General features: G+C 67.7%; 20 protein-coding genes. 10 read left to right on the top strand and 10 right to left on the bottom strand.

The window, feature by feature from the left end; genetic code table 11:
- Window positions 1-33: 33 nt before the first annotated feature.
- The gene (locus ACLKOY_RS00785; protein ID WP_436452027.1) at window positions 34-684 is read left to right on the top strand and encodes a pentapeptide repeat-containing protein; all 651 of its coding nucleotides are present in this window, start codon (window positions 34-36) and stop codon (window positions 682-684) included.
- Here the strand turns inward: ACLKOY_RS00785 and ACLKOY_RS00780 are convergent.
- The 4 genes from ACLKOY_RS00780 to ACLKOY_RS00765 all read right to left on the bottom strand — a co-directional run bounded on the left by ACLKOY_RS00780 (window position 674) and on the right by ACLKOY_RS00765 (window position 5,642).
- Window positions 674-2,182, bottom strand: a complete 1,509-nt coding sequence (locus ACLKOY_RS00780) for an ATP-binding cassette domain-containing protein (RefSeq protein ID WP_436452026.1) — start codon at window positions 2,180-2,182, stop codon at window positions 674-676. The two genes, ACLKOY_RS00785 and ACLKOY_RS00780, sit on opposite strands and share 11 nt — an antisense overlap.
- Window positions 2,179-2,991 (bottom strand): ABC transporter permease, encoded by an 813-nt coding sequence (locus ACLKOY_RS00775; protein ID WP_436452024.1) that lies wholly within the window; start codon window positions 2,989-2,991, stop codon window positions 2,179-2,181. The genes ACLKOY_RS00780 and ACLKOY_RS00775 overlap by 4 nt, the downstream gene beginning before the upstream one ends.
- On the bottom strand, window positions 2,988-3,929 hold the full coding sequence (locus ACLKOY_RS00770; RefSeq protein ID WP_436452023.1) for an ABC transporter permease: 942 nt from the start codon (window positions 3,927-3,929) through the stop codon (window positions 2,988-2,990). The genes ACLKOY_RS00775 and ACLKOY_RS00770 overlap by 4 nt, the downstream gene beginning before the upstream one ends.
- A gap of 102 nt (window positions 3,930-4,031) precedes the next feature.
- The gene (locus tag ACLKOY_RS00765; RefSeq protein ID WP_436452022.1) at window positions 4,032-5,642 is read right to left on the bottom strand and encodes an ABC transporter substrate-binding protein; all 1,611 of its coding nucleotides are present in this window, start codon (window positions 5,640-5,642) and stop codon (window positions 4,032-4,034) included.
- Between the two features lie 157 nt (window positions 5,643-5,799).
- Here ACLKOY_RS00765 and ACLKOY_RS00760 point away from each other — a divergent pair, with 157 nt between their 5' ends.
- The 7 genes from ACLKOY_RS00760 (at window position 5,800) to ACLKOY_RS00730 (ending at window position 11,811) form a co-directional block, all read left to right on the top strand.
- Window positions 5,800-6,204 carry a YbaB/EbfC family nucleoid-associated protein gene (locus ACLKOY_RS00760; protein WP_436452021.1) on the top strand — a complete coding sequence of 135 codons (405 nt, stop codon included), beginning with the start codon at window positions 5,800-5,802 and terminating at the stop codon, window positions 6,202-6,204.
- A complete protein-coding gene (locus ACLKOY_RS00755; protein WP_436452020.1) occupies window positions 6,204-6,497 on the top strand; it encodes a WXG100 family type VII secretion target in 294 nt (97 codons plus the stop codon). The genes ACLKOY_RS00760 and ACLKOY_RS00755 overlap by 1 nt, the downstream gene beginning before the upstream one ends.
- 40 nt (window positions 6,498-6,537) lie before the next feature.
- The gene (locus ACLKOY_RS00750; RefSeq protein ID WP_436452019.1) at window positions 6,538-6,861 is read left to right on the top strand and encodes a hypothetical protein; all 324 of its coding nucleotides are present in this window, start codon (window positions 6,538-6,540) and stop codon (window positions 6,859-6,861) included.
- Window positions 6,858-8,429 carry a hypothetical protein gene (locus ACLKOY_RS00745; protein WP_436452018.1) on the top strand — a complete coding sequence of 524 codons (1,572 nt, stop codon included), beginning with the start codon at window positions 6,858-6,860 and terminating at the stop codon, window positions 8,427-8,429. The genes ACLKOY_RS00750 and ACLKOY_RS00745 overlap by 4 nt, the downstream gene beginning before the upstream one ends.
- A 1-nt stretch (window position 8,430) precedes the next feature.
- Window positions 8,431-8,904, top strand: a complete 474-nt coding sequence (locus ACLKOY_RS00740) for a hypothetical protein (protein ID WP_436452017.1) — start codon at window positions 8,431-8,433, stop codon at window positions 8,902-8,904.
- A 97-nt stretch (window positions 8,905-9,001) separates the two neighbouring features.
- Window positions 9,002-11,596: a valine--tRNA ligase gene (gene valS / locus ACLKOY_RS00735; protein WP_436452016.1), complete on the top strand. Its 2,595-nt coding sequence runs from the start codon at window positions 9,002-9,004 to the stop codon at window positions 11,594-11,596.
- Window positions 11,596-11,811 (top strand): hypothetical protein, encoded by a 216-nt coding sequence (locus ACLKOY_RS00730; RefSeq protein WP_436452015.1) that lies wholly within the window; start codon window positions 11,596-11,598, stop codon window positions 11,809-11,811. Before valS ends, ACLKOY_RS00730 begins: the two co-directional genes overlap by 1 nt.
- Before the next feature lie 66 nt (window positions 11,812-11,877).
- Here the strand turns inward: ACLKOY_RS00730 and ACLKOY_RS00725 are convergent, their stop codons facing one another.
- The 4 genes from ACLKOY_RS00725 to tdh all read right to left on the bottom strand — a co-directional run bounded on the left by ACLKOY_RS00725 (window position 11,878) and on the right by tdh (window position 15,012).
- Window positions 11,878-12,096, bottom strand: coding sequence for a hypothetical protein (locus tag ACLKOY_RS00725; RefSeq protein ID WP_436452014.1), 219 nt, complete (start codon window positions 12,094-12,096; stop codon window positions 11,878-11,880).
- On the bottom strand, window positions 12,093-12,716 hold the full coding sequence (locus ACLKOY_RS00720) for an ArsR/SmtB family transcription factor (RefSeq protein ID WP_436452013.1): 624 nt from the start codon (window positions 12,714-12,716) through the stop codon (window positions 12,093-12,095). The genes ACLKOY_RS00725 and ACLKOY_RS00720 overlap by 4 nt, the downstream gene beginning before the upstream one ends.
- Window positions 12,717-12,790: 74 nt before the next feature.
- The gene (locus ACLKOY_RS00715; protein ID WP_436452012.1) at window positions 12,791-13,969 is read right to left on the bottom strand and encodes a glycine C-acetyltransferase; all 1,179 of its coding nucleotides are present in this window, start codon (window positions 13,967-13,969) and stop codon (window positions 12,791-12,793) included.
- On the bottom strand, window positions 13,969-15,012 hold the full coding sequence (gene tdh, locus ACLKOY_RS00710) for an L-threonine 3-dehydrogenase (protein WP_436452011.1): 1,044 nt from the start codon (window positions 15,010-15,012) through the stop codon (window positions 13,969-13,971). The genes ACLKOY_RS00715 and tdh overlap by 1 nt, the downstream gene beginning before the upstream one ends.
- A gap of 81 nt (window positions 15,013-15,093) precedes the next feature.
- Here tdh and ACLKOY_RS00705 point away from each other — a divergent pair, with 81 nt between their 5' ends.
- Entirely contained in the window at window positions 15,094-16,002 is a 909-nt protein-coding gene (locus ACLKOY_RS00705) for a LysR family transcriptional regulator (protein ID WP_436452010.1), read from the top strand.
- Entirely contained in the window at window positions 15,999-18,050 is a 2,052-nt protein-coding gene (locus tag ACLKOY_RS00700) for a M3 family metallopeptidase (RefSeq protein ID WP_436452009.1), read from the top strand. Before ACLKOY_RS00705 ends, ACLKOY_RS00700 begins: the two co-directional genes overlap by 4 nt.
- A gap of 25 nt (window positions 18,051-18,075) precedes the next feature.
- On the opposite strand, the gene ACLKOY_RS00695 is transcribed toward ACLKOY_RS00700, so the two are convergent.
- Both ACLKOY_RS00695 and clpX read right to left on the bottom strand, forming a co-directional pair.
- Entirely contained in the window at window positions 18,076-18,612 is a 537-nt protein-coding gene (locus ACLKOY_RS00695) for an NUDIX hydrolase (protein ID WP_436452008.1), read from the bottom strand.
- Window positions 18,609-19,877 (bottom strand): ATP-dependent Clp protease ATP-binding subunit ClpX, encoded by a 1,269-nt coding sequence (gene clpX, locus ACLKOY_RS00690; protein WP_363569910.1) that lies wholly within the window; start codon window positions 19,875-19,877, stop codon window positions 18,609-18,611. The genes ACLKOY_RS00695 and clpX overlap by 4 nt, the downstream gene beginning before the upstream one ends.
- Between the last annotated feature and the right edge of the window lie 83 nt (window positions 19,878-19,960).

The following is a 19,960-nucleotide window of genomic DNA, read 5'->3' as shown; positions in this document are numbered from 1 at the left end:
GCGACTGTCACACCCACCCCCTACCCTCGAAGCATGGCCCGCTCCTCCGCATCCCCCGTGGCTCCCCGCGTCTCGCCGCCCGACCTTCCCCGGGAATTCGCACATGCTGCAGCGCGCCGCAGCGCCGATCTGATCGCAGCGTGCCTCGAGCTCGACGGCACGGTCGACCTCGCCTATGCCTCGCTCGAGCAGTGCACGGTCGCCGCCGATGCGGACACGGTCGACCTGACCGGTGCGACGCTCATCGACGTCGACCTCTCCGGCGTCCGGATCGCGTCGCTCAAGATGCGGGATGCGAGCATCCGCCGTGTGCACATCAGCGGCGGCCGCATCGGCACGCTCGATCTGAGCAGCGCTCGCATCGACGAGCTGCTGCTCAGCGACGTGCGGATCGACTACCTCAACCTCGGGGCAGCGAAGGCCACCGACGTCGAGATCCGTGACTGCGGCATCCGCACCCTCGACATGCCCCAGGCCGAGCTCACGCGCGTCCGCTTCACCGGCACTCGGTCAGACGAGGTCGACACCAGAGCGATGCGCGCTGCGCACGTCGACCTCCGTGGGCTCGACGCCTCGGCGTTCCTCGATGCGAACAGCCTTCGGGGCACGACTCTCACCGAGTTCCAGGTGCAGCAGCTCGCGCCGCTGCTCGCCGCGGGGATCGGCATCCAGGTCATGGACTGACGGGACGGTTCGCTTCGAGCAGCTCCCGGGTGAACGGATGCTGCGGCGCGGCGAACACGTCGCTCACCGCTCCCTGCTCGACGATCACGCCGTCCTGCATCACGAGCACCTCGTCGGCTACAGCACCGACGACATCGAGGTCGTGCGACACGAAGATCATCGTCAGCTCTCGTTCGCGCTGGAGGCGCAGCAGGAGCTGCAGCACCTTCTCGCGCACCGAAGGGTCGAGAGCCGACACCGGCTCGTCGAGAACCAGCACCTCGGGTTCGGCGGCGAGCGCCCGCGCGATCGCCGCGCGCTGACGCTGCCCGCCGGAGAGTGCGATGGGCCTGCGGCTCGCGAGCACCGGATCGAGATCGACCTCGGCGAGAAGCTCCGAGACTCGTGCCGCTCGCTGCTGACGAGGTACACCCCCGGCGGCGAGCGCCTCTCTCAGTGATCTCCCGATCGTCCACCGCGGATCGAAGGCGCCGAGAGGGTTCTGGTGCACGAGCTGCACCCGATGATGTCCGATCCACCGCAGGTCACCGTCATCCGCATCCTCGACGCCCACGATCATTCGGGCGAGGGTCGTCTTGCCGGATCCCGACTCCCCGACGATGCCGAGCGTGCGTCCAGCGGCCACGGCGAATGACGCATCCTGCACTGCGATGAGGTCGCCGAACGCCTTCGTCACGCCGGCGGCCACGAGCACCGGCTCGGCCGCCCCTTCACGCTCTGCGCGCGGCTCGTGGATCGTGGCGGCGATGAGCTGCCGGGTGTACTCATGCTGGGGCTTCTCGAGAACCTCATCGACGGTCCCGGACTCGACCACGATGCCGTTGCGCATCACCAGCACCCGGTCCGCGATCCTGCGCACGGCCGCGAAGTCGTGGCTGATGAACACGATGGCGGTGCCCGCGTCGGCGATGTCTCGCAGGAGCCTGAGGATCCGCGCCTGCACAGTGGCATCGAGCGCGGTGGTGGGCTCATCGGCGACGAGGACTGCGGGGTCTGCTGCGATGGCCGAGGCGATCAGCGCCCTCTGCCTGAGCCCTCCGGAGAGCTGATGCGGATACTGGCGGGCTCGCCGAGCCGCGTCCGGCATCCAGACCCGGTGCAGCAGGTCCTGCACCCGTTCGCGCAGCGCGGCCCGCCCGGACGCGAGCCCGTGCAGCCGGAGCGGCTCGGCGATCTCCGACCCCACCCGTTGCAGCGGGTCGAGAGACACCAGTGCGTCCTGCGACACGAGTCCGACGCGGGCACCGCGGAGCGCCCGCCATCCGCGCTCACCGAGGCGGACGGCGTCCGTCCCATCGACGACGAGTCGATCGACGGTGACGCGCGCTCCCTGCGGAGCGAGCCCCAGCAGAGCCCTCGCCGTCAGGGTCTTGCCTGCTCCGGACTCTCCGACGATCGCCACGCATTCGCCTCGTGCCACCGACAGCGACACACCGTCGACCACGGGCGTCCCGCCGAAGTCGATGCGCAGCCCCTCGAGTTCCAGCGCGGCGGTCACGGTGTCAGCCCCTCTGCCCTGGCTCGCAGCACGCGACCGACGATGGTGGCCGACATGACGGTGATCGTGATGGCGATGCCGGGGAAGACGGCGATCCACCACGCCTGACCGAGCACGTTGCGTCCGCCGGCGAGCATCAGTCCCCACTCGGGTGTCGGCTCCGACGGTCCGAGACCGAGGAAGCTGAGTCCGGCCGCTGCGAGGATGCTCGATCCGATGCCGATCGTCGCCAGGACGCTGAGCGAACCGAGCACGGCCGGCACGACGTGCCTCACGAAGGCGGGCACCGGGCGCACCCCGAGGATGCGGGCGGCCTCGACATGCTCTGCGCCGCGCAGCGCGCGCGTCTGCACGCGGGCGAGGCGGATGTAGACGGGTACGGCCGCGAGGGTGACGGCGATCGCGATGTTCACGGGACCCGGCCCCAGCACCGCCACCACCACGAGCGCGACCAGGAACTCGGGGAACGCCATCAGCACGTCGTTCACCCGCATGATCGCGGCGTCGACGCCCCGGGGCGCGAGCCCGGCCAGAGATCCGACGATGAGTCCGGCCGCGAGGGCGACGCCGGTGGCGAGCACTCCGATCCCGATCGAGCGCCCGGTTCCGTAGACCACCCGAGAGAAGACATCGCGTCCGCTCTGGTCGGTGCCGAAGAGGTGGTCTGCGCTCGGAGGCAGCAGGGAAGCCCGCACGTCCGTCTGCAGGGGGTCGTGCGTGGCGAGCACCCCGGGGAACACCGCGGCGAAGGCGAGCACGAGAAGCACCGCTGTGGCGCACCACAGCAGCACGACCTGCGCCCGCCTCATCGGACGCCCCCTCGGTCGATGCGCAGACGAGGATCGATGAGCGGATGCAGCAGCTCGACGACGACATTCACGACGACGAAGACGAGGGCACTGAGCAGGACGATGCCGGTGATGACCGGCAGATCACGATTGGTGATGGCGGCGAGGGTCACTCGTCCGAGACCTGCCCGCGCGAAGACCGTCTCGACGAGGACGGCTCCTCCGAGCACGGACCCGGTCAGGTACGCGGCGAGCGTCACCGCATTGGCCGCACCGTGCCTGAGGCCGTGCCGCAGCGTGAACCAGGATGCACTCGCACCCCGCGCACGCACGGTCTCGGCGAACGGCATCCGCTCGGCCTGCGCGAGGCCGTCTCGCAGCACCTGGCTGAGCAGAGCGGCCACCGGCAGGGCGAGCGAGATCGCCGGCAGCACGATCGTCGCCGGGTTGCGGGCACCCGACACAGGGAACCAGCCGAGCCCGAACGCGAACACGCTGAGCAGGATCAGACCGATCCAGAAGACGGGCGAAGAGAGGATGACGAGTTCGACAGCCGCGGCGACGGTGCGCCCGGCACGCCCTCGCACGAGCAGGGCGACGGCCAGGGCGAGCACCACGGCTATGAGCAGCGCCAGCGCTGCGAGCTGCAGCGTGGAACCCAACTGTCGGCCGATGACCTCGGACACCGGCATCCGCAGTTGATACGACTCGCCGAGGTCTCCGCGTGCGAGCTGTCCGATGAACGTGACGTACTGCTCGAGCGGAGGACGATCGAGCCCCAGTTCCGCGCGGATGCCGTCTTTGACCTCGTCGCTCACCTGCGCCTGCGGTCCGAGCATGACGGAGACCGGATCGCCCGGGATCACCCGGAACGCGAGGAACACCAGCGTCGCAGCGCCCCACAGGACGATGACGACGGATGCCGCGAGTCCGGCCACCCGAGTGAGCGCTGCCTTCACCGTTGACGACCTCTCGACGGATCCTGAGCGCCCCTCGGCTCACGGCGCGCGCTCACGAAGATATCGCAGTGCGCGAGCGAGGGGCGCTCGATGATTCGGGCCTCAGCCCACGCTCACGTCGTAGAACAGCGGACGACCGTAGAGGTCGTACGTGAGCCCGTCGACGCGCTCTCCGACAGCCGTGATCGCCGACGGGCTGTAGAGCGGGACGATCGCGGTGTAGTCGGCGTTCCACTCCTGCAGCTGGGTGTAGATCTCGTTGCGCTGATCCTGATCGTTCGAGGCGACCGCCTGCTCGAGCAGAGCATCGATCTCGGGGTCGGCGACCTGCGAGGCGTTCTGGAACCCCTCGGTGTGCAGGTGCGCACGGAGGAAGTCGGGGTCGACACCCGAGAATCCCCAGTCGGTGAGGTCGAAGGTCTTCGGCTCGTACTGCTCGTTGTAGGCGCCGGGCTCGAGCGTCTCGCGGACGACCTCGAAGCCGATGCTCTTGAGATCCGACTGGATGGCGTTCGCGAGAGCGGCACGGTCGTCGGGAACCGGGGTCCACGCGATCCACCGAGCGGAGAGGCGCTCGCCGTCCTTCATGCGGATCCCGTCGGAGTCGCGCTCCGTCCACCCGGCCTCGTCGAGGAGTGCGCTCGCCGCGTCCGCGTCGAACGGCCGGACGCCTTCGAGAGAGGCGTCGTATCCAGGGGTCGTCGACCCGAGCACGCTCCAGGCGCGGGGGAACTGCCCGAAGAAGATCTCCTCGACGGCCGCGTCCACATCGATGCCCAGTGCGAACGCCTGGCGCACCTTCTCGTCGGCGAAGACGCCGTACTTCTCGTTGAGGTACAGCGAGTAGGGCAAGCCCGGGTACTCGATCGAATCGACGGTGATGCCGTCGCCGAGGTCACCCGCGAGGTTCGGCGGGATGTTGCTCGCGAGATCGGCCTCACCGCTCTCGATGACGCCCGTGCGCACGGACGCCTCGGGCTGGATCTCGACGCGCAGCGTCTCGACCTTCGGAGCGTCTTCTCCGTGCGGCCCCCAGGCGTAGTCGTCGTTTCTCGTGTAGACGATCTCCTGATCGGGTGTGTACTCGGTCAGTTCGAACGGCCCTGTTCCGACCGTGATCCCCGGGCCGCCCGCCTTGAGCTGGTCGGCGGACTCCTCGAGAGCGGCCGGCGAGTAGAAGCCGAGCTGCGGCGTGCTCGTGGCCTGCAGGAACGGTGCGTACGGCTGGGTGAAGCTCACCTTCACCGTGTGCTCGTCGATGACCTCGGTGCCCTCGTAGAAGTCGGCCCCCATCATGCTGGCCGCCTGCGCGGACTCGGTCGCAGGGTCGACGATGCGATCGAAGTTCGCCTTGACCGCCTCGGCGTCGAACGGCTCACCATCGGTGAAGGTGACGTCGTCGCGCAGGACGAAGGTGTACTCGGTGCTGTCGTCGGACACCGTCCATTCCTTCGCCAGCCAGGGAGTGAACGAGCCGTCATCCTCCTGGAAGACCAGAGAGTCGAGCACCGCGCGCTGCACCATGCCTGAGACGTCGAGCTGACTCACCTGCGGGTCCATGTGCCCCGCCGAGAGGTTCGCGCCCTCGATCGACCAGACGAGCTCACCGCCGTCGGAATCGGAGGAGGGCGCAGCGCACGAGCTGAGCAGGAGTGCGCTCACGGCGACTGTCGCACCGAGCGGGATCGCGCGGCGCAGGAAGGAGATAGGCATGCTGTTCCTCGGGAGGGAATGCGGGAGATGACGCGGATGCATCAGTTCTTGGACTCGATCCAATTCTAGATCCTCCTCGGCGGCTCGGGCGTCGCGGGGCCTTCATCCCGTCATCGCTCCCTCATATACTGCGAAGGCACCGGAGGAGGGGGAACCAGTGTCATCTGAGGAACTTTCGGACACGATCGCCGCGCTCAACGCGAAGATCGATGCCCAGATCGACCACGCGCAGGACCTGGCCGCTGAGTCGGCACGACTCGAGACGGAGGCCTCGCAGACCACCGCGACCGTCACATCGGCGGACGGCCGCGTGACCATCACCGCACGGCCCACCGGGGCCATCCAGTCGGTGAGACTGCAGTCCGTCGGCGCCGCCGACCTCGCATCCCTCGGGGCCACGATCACCGACACGATCGCGCAGGCGCAGCGGGTCGCGGCGGAAAGGGTGCTCATCTCGATGGAGCAGGCCCTCGGGGCCGACTCCCCTCTCGTCGCCGCGGTGCGCCACGATGTCGATGCCGCGTTCCCGCAGGTCGGCGGCAGCACGATCGAGTACCGCTGATGAGCGTCATCGAGGTCAACCCGGCGCAGGTGGCGAAAGCGGCAAAGGCCATCAGCGTCGCGTCACGCAACATCGACGCCGCCCTGGAGGAGCTCACCGCGCACGCGATGATTCTGCGTCGCTCGTGGTCGGGCGACGCGCAATCGGCGTTCGACTCCGCCCAGGAGCGATTCGACGGCAATATGCGTGAGCGCACCGGGCTCGTCATGGCCGTCTCCGATCTGCTCGGCGAGCTCGCGACCCAGTACTCAGACGCCGACCTCGCCGGTCAGCGTGTCCTCGGCGGCAGCTGACCCAGGACAGACACCAGATCATCGGGGGGAACCGATCATCATGACCGCATCCAATCAGCAGATCGTGATCGACGAAGACGAGCTCCGCGCGCACGTGCGGGCGCTCACCGCAGCGGCCGAGCTGCTCGGCACCGCCGCGACGACAGCCGCCGGAGGTGTGGGACAGTCCGCGTTCGGCGCGATGTGCGGCCCCTTGCTCGGGCCCGCAGTCGACGCGCTCGCGGATGCCTCCGAGTCGACGCTCACTGCAGCGACGACTCTCGCCGACGCGACGGCGACCGGCCTCAAGGGGATCGTCGACGCCTTCGGCGCGATCGAAGACGGCGCCGTCACCTCGTTCCGCGCCATCGAGGGAGAGCTGTGAGCGCCGTCGCAAGCATGAGCAGCCAGGTGCGCTCCGGTTCGTGGGCGGCGGGAGCACCCGGGTACAGCGCCTCGCAGGCCGACTGCGCGAGCATCCCCGGCATCGCCGGCATGCTCATGCAGTACATCGCTCCACTGCGGGAGTGGTTCGACGATCTCCTCGGCGACCCCGGCACCGTCGGGGGGTTCGCCTCGCGCTGGGAGGGCGCAGAGAGCTCGCTCCGCCGAGTGGTCGAGACGCTCCGCGATGCCGAGCCCCGGCTGGCCGAGCTCGACGGCCGCACGGTCCGCGCGCTGCGGGCCCGGTACGGTGACCTGCTGTCCGTCGCTGAGGATGCCGCCCAGTGGACAGGAGCCACGGCGAGCGCGGTGCGCCTGGTCAGCCAGATCATCGAGTCGACACGAGTGCTGATCTGCGACTTCCTCGGTCGCCTGAGCCGCTTCGCCGACGACCTGTTCCGCTTCAGCCTCAATCCCCTGCAGAAGCTCGAGGACATCCAGCGGTTCGCCGAGTCCGCAGCCGAGTTCGTCACCACCGCCGGCGCGCTGGTCAAGAGTCTCACCGGCGCCGTCGTGTCTCTTGCGCAGCTTCTCTACAAGCTCGTGCCGCTCGTCGGCGACGCGCTGGCCACCCTCCGCGATGTCCTCGCCGACATGCTGCCGCTCGTCGGCGGACTCACCGGCGGGCCGCTCGGACTGGTGTTCGGCAACGTCCTTCACGACTTCTTGACCGATGACGCGCGGGTCCGCGAGATCGATACGTCGACGTTGAACGAGGATCAACTGGCCGCATGGAACGACGCTCATGAGGTCACCTCGCTCGACTCGCTGTCGGATCTCGTGTCGGTGAACGGCACGACCGACGCGATGGGCGGGGAGAGCTCCACGGCGATCGACATCAAAGAGGTCGTCGGTCCCGACGGCTCGACGCACTGGGTCGTGTCGCTCCCGTCGACACAGGCCTGGGAGTTCGGCCCCTCGAGCGGCGCGATGAACGACCGAGACAACAACCTCGCGCTGATGCTCGACAACCCGCTCTTCCGCACTCAGTACGAGCGCGCGGTGCTGGATGCGATGCAGCAGGCGGGGATCCCCGCGGGATCCGACGTCGTGCTGACCGGCTTCAGCCAGGGCGGCATCATGGCGGCGAACCTCGCCGCGGACTCGTCCTTCCCGTACAACCCGATCGGGGTCGTGACCAATGGCTCCCCCGTCGACAACTTCCACGTGCCGCCGAACGTGCCGGTCTACGCGTTCCAGCACGCGACAGACGTCGTGCCGATGCTGGATGGGACCCTCGTCGGCGTTCCCGGGCTGCCGGGCCAGTCCCCGTTCGACATCCCGAACACCCCGGTGACCGTGCTCCCGCCGAACATCCACCAGATCACGCTCCCGGACCCGGATGGGGCGCACGGGTTCGGAGCACACAACAACCCGAAGTATGCGACGTCCGTGGCAGAGTGGGAAGCCGCCTATCGCGATGCCAACGGCGGAACAGATCCTTGGGACCTCGCCGGTCTCGGCGGCACAGTGGTCGATCACCAGGTATACCAAGGAGTGGAACGCTGATATGAGCATCACCGGCCGCGCGCGAGCCACTCGGGGAGCCGTCGCACTCACGCTCGCGGCGATGATGCTCGCACTGAGCGGGTGCGGCCCGCTTCTGAAGGAGACCTCCGACGGGGACTTCGCCGAGACGATTCCGGCAGCGCTGATGGATTCAGAGATCGGCGTCACCGATGCCTACGCTGCGAAGACGATCTCCGGGTTCACCTTCTATCTGAGCGTGGGCGTCGACCTCGACCACGAAGACGCCTCCGCCGATGATCTGGCGGGCATCCTGAGGATCGTCCTCGAGCACAACGACGTGCCCAGCGACGAGATCGACCTCGGCGTCAACGGAAGTGATGGCGAATCGATCGACCTCGAGGCGTTGGTGGGGAGCATCTCGCCCGACCTGGAGATCGCGTCGAGCACCTATGGCGACATCCAGGTGACGAACGACCAGGCAGCCGCGATCATCGAGGCCGTCTGGGGCGAGTGAGGGACTCCCCTCCGGTTCGGGGCGATTAGACTGTGGGGCACAACCCACACTCAGGCACGCTCACACAGTGCCGCATACATCGCTCGAGGAGACCTCCATGTCCGTGATTCCCGACAAGCCCGTACTCGAAGGTCTCGAAGCGAAGTGGGGTGAGTCGTGGTCCGAGCAGGGCACCTACCTGTTCGACCGCATTCGTGCCGCGGAGTCGGGCCGCGACGGCGTCTACTCGATCGACACTCCCCCGCCCACTGCATCCGGCAGCCTGCACATCGGCCACGTGTTCTCGTACACGCACACCGACGTCAAGGCGCGTTTCGAGCGCATGCGCGGCAAGAACGTGTTCTACCCGATGGGCTGGGACGACAACGGCCTTCCCACCGAGCGTCGGGTGCAGAACTACTACGGCGTGCGCTGCGACCCCTCCCTTCCCTACCAGGATGACTTCACGCCGCCGTTCGAGGGCGGCGACAACAAGTCCAGCCGTGCGGCCGACCAGGTGCCGATCAGTCGACGCAACTTCATCGAGCTGTGCGAGCGTCTGACGATCGAAGACGAGAAGCAGTTCGAGGCGCTGTTCCGCCAGCTCGGCCTCTCGGTCGACTGGACCCAGACGTACCGCACGATCTCGGACGACACGATCCGCCAGAGCCAGCTCGCGTTCCTGCGCAACCTCGAGCGCGGCGAGGCCTACCAGTCGCTCGCACCGACCCTGTGGGACATCGACTTCCGCTCGGCGATCGCGCAAGCCGAGCTCGAGGATCGCGACCAGCAGGCCGCCTACCACACCATCGATTTCCCGTTCGCCGACGGATCCGGCTCGATCACGATCGAGACCACCCGCCCCGAGCTGCTGCCGGCGTGCATCGCGATCGTGACCCACCCGGAGGGCCCGCACAAGCACCTGATCGGCACGAAGGTGCGCACGCCCTTCTTCGGCGCCGAGATCGAGATCCACGGTCACCACCTCGCACAGCCCGACAAGGGCACCGGCGCCGCGATGGTCTGCACCTTCGGTGACGTGACCGACATCATCTGGTGGCGTGAGCTGCGCACGGCCGCGGGCGACCACCTCCCGAACATGACGACCATCGGTCTCGACGGTCGTTTCCTCCCCACCGCCCCGTCGATCGTGGCCGACACCGAGGCCATCGACTGGTACGAGGCGGAGCTCGCCGGCAAGACGGTGTTCTCGGCTCGCAAGGCGATCGTCGAGAAGCTGCAGGAGACCGGCGACATGACAGCCGTCGGCAAGCCGTTCAACCACGCGGTGAAGTTCTTCGAGAAGGGCGACCGCCCGCTCGAGATCGTCTCGACCCGTCAGTGGTACATCCGCAACGGCGCGCGCGACGCGAAGCTGCGCGACGAGCTGCTCGAGCGCGGCACCCAGGTGGCGTGGCACCCCGACTTCATGCGTGTGCGATACGAGAACTGGGTCGGCGGCCTGACCGGCGACTGGCTCGTGTCGCGCCAGCGCTTCTTCGGCGTGCCGATCCCGCTCTGGTACGGGCTCGACGAGAACGGCGAGCGCGACTACGACCGCGTGATCGCTCCCGACCACGCGAGCCTTCCCATCGACCCGACGACCGACGTCCCCGCGGGCTACACCGAGGATCAGCGCGGCGTGGCCGGCGGATTCGAGGCCGAGGCCGACATCCTCGACACCTGGGCGACCTCGTCTCTCACTCCGCAGCTCGCCGGAGGATGGCAGCGCGACGAGCAGCTGTGGCAGCTCACTGCCCCGTTCGACCTGCGCCCGCAGGGTCAGGACATCATCCGCACCTGGCTCTTCTCGACCATGCTGCGCTCGACCCTCGAAGACGCGCGCTCGCCGTGGCGCAACGCCGCGATCTCGGGCTTCATCGTCGACCCCGACCGCAAGAAGATGTCGAAGTCCAAGGGCAACGTGGTGACACCGGCAGACATCCTCGAGACCCACGGATCGGATGCGGTGCGCTACTGGGCCGCCTCGAGCCGTCTGGGCATGGATGCCGCCTTCGACCCGCAGAACCCGACGCAGGTCAAGATCGGTCGCCGTCTGGCGATCAAGGTGCTCAACGCTGCGAAGTTCGTGCTGTCGTTCCCGGTGCCCGAGGGCGCGCAGGTCACCCATGCACTCGACGCATCGATGCTGACCGCTCTCGACTCCGTGATCGTCGAGGCGACGAAGGCGTTCGAGAACTACGACCAGGCCAAGGCGCTCGAGGTGACCGAGGCCTTCTTCTGGACCTTCTGCGACGACTACCTCGAGCTCGTCAAGGAGCGTGCCTACAACCAGAACGATGTCGGACAGGCTTCGGCCGCACTCGCGCTGCGCCTGGCCCTGTCGACCCTGCTGCGTCTGCTCGCCCCGATCCTCTCGTTCGCGACCGAAGAGGTGTGGTCGTGGTTCGAGGAGGGCTCCGTGCATACGGCATCCTGGCCGGCGCCGCTCGGCATCGAGGGCGACCCCGCGGTGCTGACCGTGGCGAGCGAGGCTCTGATCAGCATCCGTCGCGCGAAGACCGAGGCGAAGGCGTCGCAGAAGACCCCGGTCGCGAGCGCAATGATCACGGCCCCTGCAGACAAGTACGAGGCGCTGCGCGCCGCCGCCGCCGACCTCTCGGCGGTCGGGCGCATCGCGGAGCTGGAACTCGCCGTGGGTGACGAGTTCGCGGTCACGGCGATCGAGCTCGCGCCGGTCGAGGGCGCCTGATGCAGCTGGGCACGCGGTGGGCCACCGGTTCCGAGCCGCCGGCATCCGTTCCTGCTTCGTACCGGCCGGCGATCGCCGAGGTCGAGTCGCGAGGCCTCTCGGGACACTGGACGCTCACGTGGCTCGAGGGTCGCGCGATCGCTGAACTCGATGCGGGTTGGGAGGTCGTGCAGACCGCGTCCGGCGACGTGATCGCCCGCCCCTTCGAGGACTGAACGGTCGTCGACGACGAAGCCCCCTGTCCGCCTCAGCGGCAGGGGGCTTCGTCGCGCCCGATACGGTCAGCGCCTCGAGAGACCTAGTTGCGCGAGCATATGGTCGACCGCGTGAGGATCCTGGCGCCTGGCCTGCTGCTCGCGCAGCAGATCGAGCGCGAGCGTCCGTGTGCGAGCGCGTCGCTCGATACGATGCTCGACCAAGGCTCTCAGCAGGTCGGCGACACGGAGAAGCCTCTGCTCGACCTGGGTCGGAGCGATGAGACGGATGGTCGCGCTGGTCATGATTCCTCCGCACTGTCGTCGGTGGCGTCGGGGAGCACCGGCCCCGATGCTGGGATGTCGAAAAGCTCGGTGCGCATCGACACGCGACGCACGTCCGGCCCGGTCTGTCCGCGGTAGCGCTCCACCGCTGCGTCGATGACCGCCATCAGCTCGCCTTTGAGATCCTCCATCTGCGCGGGAGTCATCTCGAGCAGTGTCGTGGCGATCAGGCCCGCATCCTTCCACCCCTCGGGCACCTCCGTGTCCGGACGATTCACGTAGGCCATCAGGGTCTCGTGACGCAGGCGGAAGAACTCGGACGAGACGATCTGCGCCGCGGCGCGGTTGGCAGGCGACATGCTCTGGCTCGGACCGGGGATGTCGATGCGCCCCTGCGGGAGCTCCCACCAGCGCTCTCGAGCCGTGCCGCGCCCCTCGACCTCGTGGATCAGATCATGCGCTGAAAGCGTGCGCAGGTGGTAGCTCGTCGACCCTGAGGTCTCCCCCAGCATCGAGGCGAGCGAACTCGCCGTCTGCGGCCCATGAGCGCTGAGCAGATCGAAGATCCTCACGCGCAGCGGGTGAGCGAGGGCCTTGAGCGCCCCCGGATCGAGCCGCCGCAACTGCTGTTCTTCTTCCATGCCTGCGACGATACTCTTACAAAGAGTTCTTTGCAAGCAAAGTTTTGCAAAGGAGGCTTTGCGAAGAGACGACCTCAGTCCACGGCGGCCCGCGCGGTGACGAAGGCCGCCACGCACCGCTCGATCTGCTCAGCCGTGTGCGCGGCCGACAGCTGCACGCGGATCCGCGCCAGCCCTCGGGGGACGACCGGGAAGCTGAACGCCGTGACGTAGATCCCCTGCGCCTGCATCTCGGTCGCGATGCGCGCAGTGAGGCCGGCATCGCCGAACATGACGGGGACGATCGGGTGCTCCCCCGGCAGCAGGTCGAAACCCTCCGCCGTCATCCGCTCACGGAACAGCGCGGCGTTGTCCCGCAGGCGCGCACGGAGGTCGGCCGACCCCTCGACGAGGTCGAGTGCGGTGAGGGTGCCGGCCACGATCGCGGGGGCGAGCGTGTTCGAGAAGAGATAAGGGCGCGAACGCTGGCGCAGCAGCGCGACGATGTCGGCGTGCGAGGCGACGTATCCGCCGGATGCTCCTCCGAGTGCCTTGCCGAAGGTCCCGGTGTAGATGTCGACACGGTCGGCGACGCCGCAGAGTTCCGGAGTGCCGCGCCCGTTCTCGCCGACGAAGCCCACTGCGTGAGAATCGTCCACGAAGACGAGCGCGTCGTAGCGCTCCGCGAGGTCGCAGATCTCCGCGAGCGGCGCGATGTAGCCGTCCATCGAGAACACGCCGTCGGTGACGATCACCCGGAAGCGCGCATCGGATGCCGCCTGCAGCTGCATCTCGAGATCCGCCATATCCCGGTTGCGGTAGCGGAACCGACGAGCCTTCGAGAGGCGGATGCCGTCGATGATCGACGCGTGATTGAGCTCGTCGGAGATGATCGCGTCGTCCGCACTGAAGAGCGTCTCGAACACTCCCCCGTTCGCGTCGAAGCACGACGAGTACAGGATCGAGTCGTCGGTGCCGAGGAACCCGGCGAGTCGTCGCTCCAGCTCCAGGTGCTGCTCCTGCGTGCCGCAGATGAAGCGGACGCTGGCGAGTCCGTAGCCCCATTCCTGCAGCGCCGCAGTCGCAGCACCCAGGATCCGCGGGTCGTCGGCGAGGCCGAGGTAGTTGTTCGCGCAGAAGTTGAGCACCTCTGCGCCGTCGGCGGTGATCTCGGCGCTCTGCGGTCCGCGGATGCCGCGCTCGTGCTTCGTGAGCCCCGCAGCCTCGATCCCCGCGAGCTCGTCAGCCACATGCTTCTGGAATGTCCCGTACATCACAGCTCCGTCCAATCGAGGATGATCTTTCCCGTGCCGGCGGACTCGGCCGCCGCGAAGCCCTGTTCCCAATCCCTGGCGGGGATCACATCCGCGATCACCCGTCCGATCGAGTCGCGCAGGGTCGCGCTCGTCTGCAGCATCGCACCCATCGCGTTCCAGGTCTCGAACATCTCACGTCCGTAGATGCCCTTGATCGTCAGCATGTGCGTGACGAGCTTGCCCCAGTCGATCTCGAATCCGGTGCTGGGCAGCCCGAGCATCGCGATCCGCCCGCCGTGGTTCATGTTGTCGATCATCGCCGGGAGAGCCGACGCGGCGCCGCTCATCTCGAAGCCGATGTCGAATCCCTCGCGCAGACCGAGCGCCTGCTGGGCATCGCGGATCTCTCGGACTGAGACGTCGACGACCTCGTCGGCTCCCATGAGACGTGCCATCTCGAGGCGCGGCGCGCTCACATCCGTCGCCGCGATGAACCGGGCCCCGGCATGCCGAGCGACGGCGATCGCCATGAGACCGATCGGGCCGCACCCGGTCACGAGCACATCCTCACCGACGAGCGGAAACGTGAGCGCCGTGTGCACGGCGTTGCCGAGCGGATCGAAGATCGCACCCAGTTCCGGCGCGACGTCGGCGTGATGCACCCAGACGTTCGCCGCCGGCAGTGCCAGGAACTCGGCGAACGCTCCGTCGCGCTGCAGCCCGAGGCCGATCGTGCGGATGCACATCTGTCGGCGTCCCGCCCGGCAGTTGCGGCACGTGCCGCAGACGATGTGCCCCTCGCCCGACACCCGATCCCCGACAGCGATGTCGTGCACCAGGGGCCCGACCTCGACGACCTCGCCGTAGAACTCGTGGCCGGGGATGAGCGGGGCGTCGATGGCGGACGCGGCCCAGTCGTCCCAGCGGTGGATGTGCAGATCGGTGCCGCAGATGCCCGTACGCAGCACTCGGATCACGACCTCGTCGGCCGCCGCTGTGGGATCCGGACGATCCATGAGCTCGAGCCCCGCTGCGCGTTCGGCTTTGAACAGTGCCTTCATATGTCGATCTCATCGCACTCGACCATGTAGAGCAATCGCCATTCGCTGCATCAACTATGTAGCGAAAGCTAATCTGAACAGATGGAACTCCATCAGCTGCAGATCCTGAGAGAGCTCGGCGCTCTGGGCAGCGTCACCGCCGTCGCCGAGACGCTCAGCGTCACCCCGTCGGCCGTCTCCCAGCATCTCGCAGCCCTGCAGCGGAGCTTCCGCACACCGCTCACCCGCAAAGACGGTCGCCGCCTCGCCCTGACCGCGGCCGGGCAGGCGCTCGCAGCAGCGGGGGCAGAGGCTATCGACGCGATGGCTGCGGCACGCAGCGCGCTGGACGACTTCGAGAACGACAGCACCGGTGTGGTCACGATCAGCGGATTCCACAGCGTCGGACAGGCGCTCTTCGGGTCGCTGATCCGTGAGCTCGACGACTCCCCCACGCCGCCGACCGTGAAGCTCACCGACGAGGACGTGGCACAGAGCGAGTTCCCCGCCCTGACCTCGAGGTACGACCTCGTACTCGCGCACCGCATGGAGCATTCTCCGCCCTGGCCGACCGACGGGATGCGAAGCCTGGCGCTCGTTCGAGAACCACTCGACGTCGCCGTCGCGTCGTCTCACCCTCTCGCCTCACGCGGACAGGTGACATCGTTCGACGTCGTCGACAGCCCCTGGGTCACGAGTCGCATCGGATACTCGCCCGATGACGTGCTGCGCGCCGTCTCGGCCGTGGCCGGACGCCCTGTCGAGATCCGCCACCGGATCAACGACTACGGTGCGGTCGCGGCCGTCGTCGCGGCGGGCGGTGTGCTGGGGATGCTGCCGCGCTATACGTCCCGCACCGTGGATGACCGTGACATCGTCCGGCTTCCGCTGCGGGGAGTCAGCACACACCGGATGATCGATGCCCTCGCCAGGCCGGAGAACCTGAGGCGACAGTCCGTGCGCCTCGTCGTCGAGGCACTGCAGCGGGTCATGGCTAGGCTCAGAGGATGAACGACGTCTCGAACCCGCTGCTGCAGCCGTCCACGCTCCCCTACGGCCTCCCCGACTTCGCGGCGATCACCCCCGAGCACTATCTGCCCGCGTTCCAGGCCGCGTTCGACGAGCACCTTCAGGAGATCTCGCGGATCACGATGGTGCGCTCCATGCCCACTTTCGAGAACACGATCGAGGCACTGGAGCGCTCGGGAGAGTTGCTCGACCGCGTCGCGCACACCTTCTACACCGTGACATCGGCCGATGCGACGCCCGAAATCCAGGCGATCGACGAGCAGCTCGCTCCCCTCATGGCGGCGCATCAGGATGCCGTCACTCTCGACGGGGCGCTGTACTGGCGCGTGCAGCAGGTGCACGCACGTCTCGACGATCTCGAACTCGACGACGAGCAGCGGTACCTCGTCGAGCGGCATCATCGAGAGATGACCCACGCGGGTGCCGCCCTCGACGACGACGCGAAGAGCCGACTCACCGCGCTGAACCAGCAGCTGTCGACGCTGAGCAACACCTTCGAGCGCAACCTGCTCAACGACACGAATGATCTGGCCGTGGTGTTCGATTCCTCCGATGAACTCGCCGGCCTCAGCAGTGGCGAGCTCTCCGCCGCGGCTCGGGCGGCGGCCGATCGCGGCCTCGACGGGCGGTTCGTCATCTCTCTCCCTCTGTTCACCGGGCATCCGTATCTCGCTCAACTTCGCGACCGGGAGTCGCGCCGCCGCATCATGGCAGCCTCGCGGTCGCGGGCGTCCAGGCCCAACGCGAACGACAACCGGCCGGTGCTCGCAGAGATCGTGCGCCTGCGCGCCGAGCGCGCCGCACTGCTCGGCTACGCCTCGCATGCCGCCTACGTCACCGCTGACGAGACGGCCGGCACCCCTGCTGCCGTAGAGCGGATGCTGCGCGAGCTCGCCGCCCCGTCTGCGCGCAACGCCCGTGCAGAGCGCGAAACCCTGCAGGCGATCATCGATGAGACCGAGGCCGCACCGTTCGCTGTCGAGTCGCACGACTGGGCGTTCTACACCGAGAAGGTGCGCACTGCTCGCTATGCGATCGACACGAGCGCACTGCGCCCGTGGTTCGAGGCCGAACGAGTGCTGCAGGACGGCGTGTTCTTCGCTGCCACGCAGCTCTACGGAGTGACTTTCGCGGAGCGGCACGATCTCCATGCTTACCACCCGGGTGCGCGCGTGTTCGAGGTGAGCGATGCCGACGGCAGCGCGGTCGGCCTGTATGTGCTCGATCTCTACACCCGCGACTCCAAGCGCGGCGGCGCGTGGATGAATCCCATCGTCAGCCAGTCCCGCCTCCGCGGAACCCTGCCCGTCGTGGTCAACAACCTCAATGTGCCGCTTCCGGGTGAGGGCGAGCCGACCCTGCTGACGCTCGACGAGGTCACGACGCTGTTCCACGAGTTCGGGCACGCGCTGCACGGCCTCTTCGCGGTCGTCACCTACCCGCATTTCGCCGGCACGAACGTGTTCCGCGACTTCGTGGAGTTCCCGAGCCAGGTCAACGAGATGTGGATCCTCTGGCCCGAGGTGCTCGACAACTACGCGCGTCACTACGAGACCGGCGAACCGCTCGACCCCGCGATCGTCGAGCGCCTTCGCGCCACCGAGACGTTCGACCAGGGTCACGCGACGAGCGAGTACCTCGCCGCGGCATGGCTCGATCAGGCATGGCATCGCCTCGACACGAAGACCGCCGTCGACGACGTGGCCGAGTTCGAGGCTGCCGCCCTCGCCGATATCGGACTCGACGACCCCGTCGTCCCGACCCGCTACTCGTCGACCTACTTCGCGCACGTCTTCTCGGGCGGATACAGCGCCGGCTACTACTCCTACATCTGGAGCGAGGTGCTCGACGCCGACACCGTCGACTGGTTCCGCGAGAACGGCGGGCTCACACGTGAGAACGGCGACCGGTTCCGCTCCCGTCTCCTCGGCGTGGGCGGTTCGAAGGACCCCCTCGACGCCTACCGCGACTTCCGCGGCCGGGATGCGGAGATCGCGCCGCTCCTGAAGCGCCGCGGACTCGAGGCCTGATCAGGCCGCGTGCCGCCGCCTGAGGTCAGCGGCCGAGGTGCTCCATCGCCTTGTACCACGTGAGCTGGTGGTAGCTCTGCGCGAGATGCGTTCCGAGACCGTCGAGAGACGTAACCTGCACTGCGATCGCCTCGCTCTCATCGAGGGACTGCTCGGCGACGCGCACGCAGCCGCGGGCGAGGAAGTGATGCACGCGATTGGTGTGATTGCCGTAGTTCGCCCAGGTGGCCCCGAGGCCGATCAGCTCATCGGCCTCGTATCCGGTCTCCTCGCGCAGCTCTCTGATCGCAGCGGCTTCCGGTGATTCGCCGCCCTCCACCCCGCCGCCGATCGTGCCGACCGCGACGATCCCGGCTCCGTGTCGATACTCTTCGACGACGATGGCGCTGCCCTCGCGATCCAGCGCGAGCACCGAGATCCAGTCCCCGTACTCGAGCACGTAATACGGGGCGATGGATCGCTCGTTCGCGTCGCGGCAGTCGTCTGCGCGGACGCGGATCCATCGATCGGCATGAATCAGCTCACTGTCGACCACTCGCCAGGGCGAGGGAGCTGGACTCACGCGCTCTTGCGCTTGCGCTCCATCACGATCGTCGGCGGAGCGCCCTCGTCGACGGCCGCCTGAGTGACGATGACCTTCGCGACGTCGTCAGCAGAGGGGATCTCGAACATGATCGGACCGAGCACGTCTTCGAGGATCGCACGGAGTCCGCGAGCGCCGGTCTTGCGCTCGACGGCGAGGTCGGCGATCGAACGCAGTGCCTCTGCTTCGAACTCCAGCTGAACGCCGTCGAGTTCGAACATGCGCTGGTACTGCTTCACGAGCGCATTGCGCGGCCCCGTGAGGATGTCGATGAGCGCACTCTGATCGAGCGGTGAGACCGAGGTCACGACAGGAAGACGACCGATGAACTCGGGGATCAGGCCGAACTTGTGCAGGTCTTCCGGGAGCACCTCGCTGAAGAGGTCGAGATCCTTGCCCTTGTCGTGCAGCGGGGCGCCGAAGCCGATGCCGTGCTTGCCGACGCGAGCCGACACGATGTCCTCGAGGCCGGCGAACGCGCCGGCGACGATGAACAGCACGTTCGACGTGTCGATCTGCAGGAACTCCTGGTGGGGGTGCTTGCGCCCGCCCTGAGGAGGCACCGAGGCGACGGTGCCCTCGATGATCTTCAGGAGAGCCTGCTGCACGCCCTCGCCCGAGACGTCACGCGTGATCGACGGGTTCTCGGCCTTGCGGGCGATCTTGTCGACCTCGTCGATGTAGATGATGCCCTGCTCTGCGCGCTTGACGTCGTAGTCGGCGGCCTGGATGAGCTTGAGCAGGATGTTCTCGACGTCTTCGCCGACATACCCCGCTTCGGTGAGCGCTGTGGCGTCTGCGACGGCGAAGGGCACGTTCAGTCGCTTCGCGAGCGTCTGCGCCAGATAGGTCTTGCCGCAGCCCGTGGGGCCGATGAGCAGGATGTTGCTCTTCGCGATCTCGACGCTCTCGGCCTTCTGCTCGGCCGTCTGGAGCGTGCCGTGCGCGCGGATGCGCTTGTAGTGGTTGTACACCGCGACGGCCAGAGCCTTCTTGGCGGGCTCCTGCCCGACGACGTACTCCTCGAGGAAGGAGAAGATCTCACGCGGCTTGGGCAGTTCGAAGTCCGCCGTGCCGTCGGCGGAGGACTCCGCCATCCGCTCCTCGATGATCTCGTTGCACAGCTCGACGCACTCGTCGCAGATGTACACACCGGGTCCTGCGATGAGCTGCTGCACCTGCTTCTGGCTCTTTCCACAGAATGAGCACTTGAACAGGTCAGCGCTTTCGCCGATACGGGCCATGCGCGTCCTCCTAGGGGGATCCTGAGATCGTCTACTGAGCCTAACCGCTGCATCCGACACCGGGACGCATTGGCGCGGGGTCG

Source organism: Microbacterium sp. K2 (assembly GCF_051365005.1).
Lineage (GTDB): Bacteria > Actinomycetota > Actinomycetes > Actinomycetales > Microbacteriaceae > Microbacterium > Microbacterium foliorum_B.
The sequence above is the reverse complement of the archived record's forward strand: the minus strand, read 5'-3'. Positions and strand labels throughout refer to the sequence as shown.

Bases quoted from the DNA above. Each gene is read 5' to 3' on its own strand.
- ACLKOY_RS00700 (WP_436452009.1), top strand. From the start codon at position 15,999: ATGAACGACGTCTCGAACCCGCTGCTGCAGCCGTCCACGCTCCCCTAC.
- tdh (WP_436452011.1), bottom strand. From the start codon at position 15,012: ATGAAGGCACTGTTCAAAGCCGAACGCGCAGCGGGGCTCGAGCTCATG.
- ACLKOY_RS00715 (WP_436452012.1), bottom strand. From the start codon at position 13,969: ATGTACGGGACATTCCAGAAGCATGTGGCTGACGAGCTCGCGGGGATC.
- clpX (WP_363569910.1), bottom strand. From the start codon at position 19,877: ATGGCCCGTATCGGCGAAAGCGCTGACCTGTTCAAGTGCTCATTCTGT.
- ACLKOY_RS00725 (WP_436452014.1), bottom strand. From the start codon at position 12,096: ATGACCAGCGCGACCATCCGTCTCATCGCTCCGACCCAGGTCGAGCAG.
- ACLKOY_RS00775 (WP_436452024.1), bottom strand. From the start codon at position 2,991: ATGAGGCGGGCGCAGGTCGTGCTGCTGTGGTGCGCCACAGCGGTGCTT.
- ACLKOY_RS00785 (WP_436452027.1), top strand. From the start codon at position 34: ATGGCCCGCTCCTCCGCATCCCCCGTGGCTCCCCGCGTCTCGCCGCCC.
- ACLKOY_RS00740 (WP_436452017.1), top strand. From the start codon at position 8,431: ATGAGCATCACCGGCCGCGCGCGAGCCACTCGGGGAGCCGTCGCACTC.
- ACLKOY_RS00755 (WP_436452020.1), top strand. From the start codon at position 6,204: ATGAGCGTCATCGAGGTCAACCCGGCGCAGGTGGCGAAAGCGGCAAAG.
- ACLKOY_RS00765 (WP_436452022.1), bottom strand. From the start codon at position 5,642: ATGCCTATCTCCTTCCTGCGCCGCGCGATCCCGCTCGGTGCGACAGTC.
- valS (WP_436452016.1), top strand. From the start codon at position 9,002: ATGTCCGTGATTCCCGACAAGCCCGTACTCGAAGGTCTCGAAGCGAAG.
- ACLKOY_RS00705 (WP_436452010.1), top strand. From the start codon at position 15,094: ATGGAACTCCATCAGCTGCAGATCCTGAGAGAGCTCGGCGCTCTGGGC.
- ACLKOY_RS00750 (WP_436452019.1), top strand. From the start codon at position 6,538: ATGACCGCATCCAATCAGCAGATCGTGATCGACGAAGACGAGCTCCGC.
- ACLKOY_RS00720 (WP_436452013.1), bottom strand. From the start codon at position 12,716: ATGGAAGAAGAACAGCAGTTGCGGCGGCTCGATCCGGGGGCGCTCAAG.
- ACLKOY_RS00730 (WP_436452015.1), top strand. From the start codon at position 11,596: ATGCAGCTGGGCACGCGGTGGGCCACCGGTTCCGAGCCGCCGGCATCC.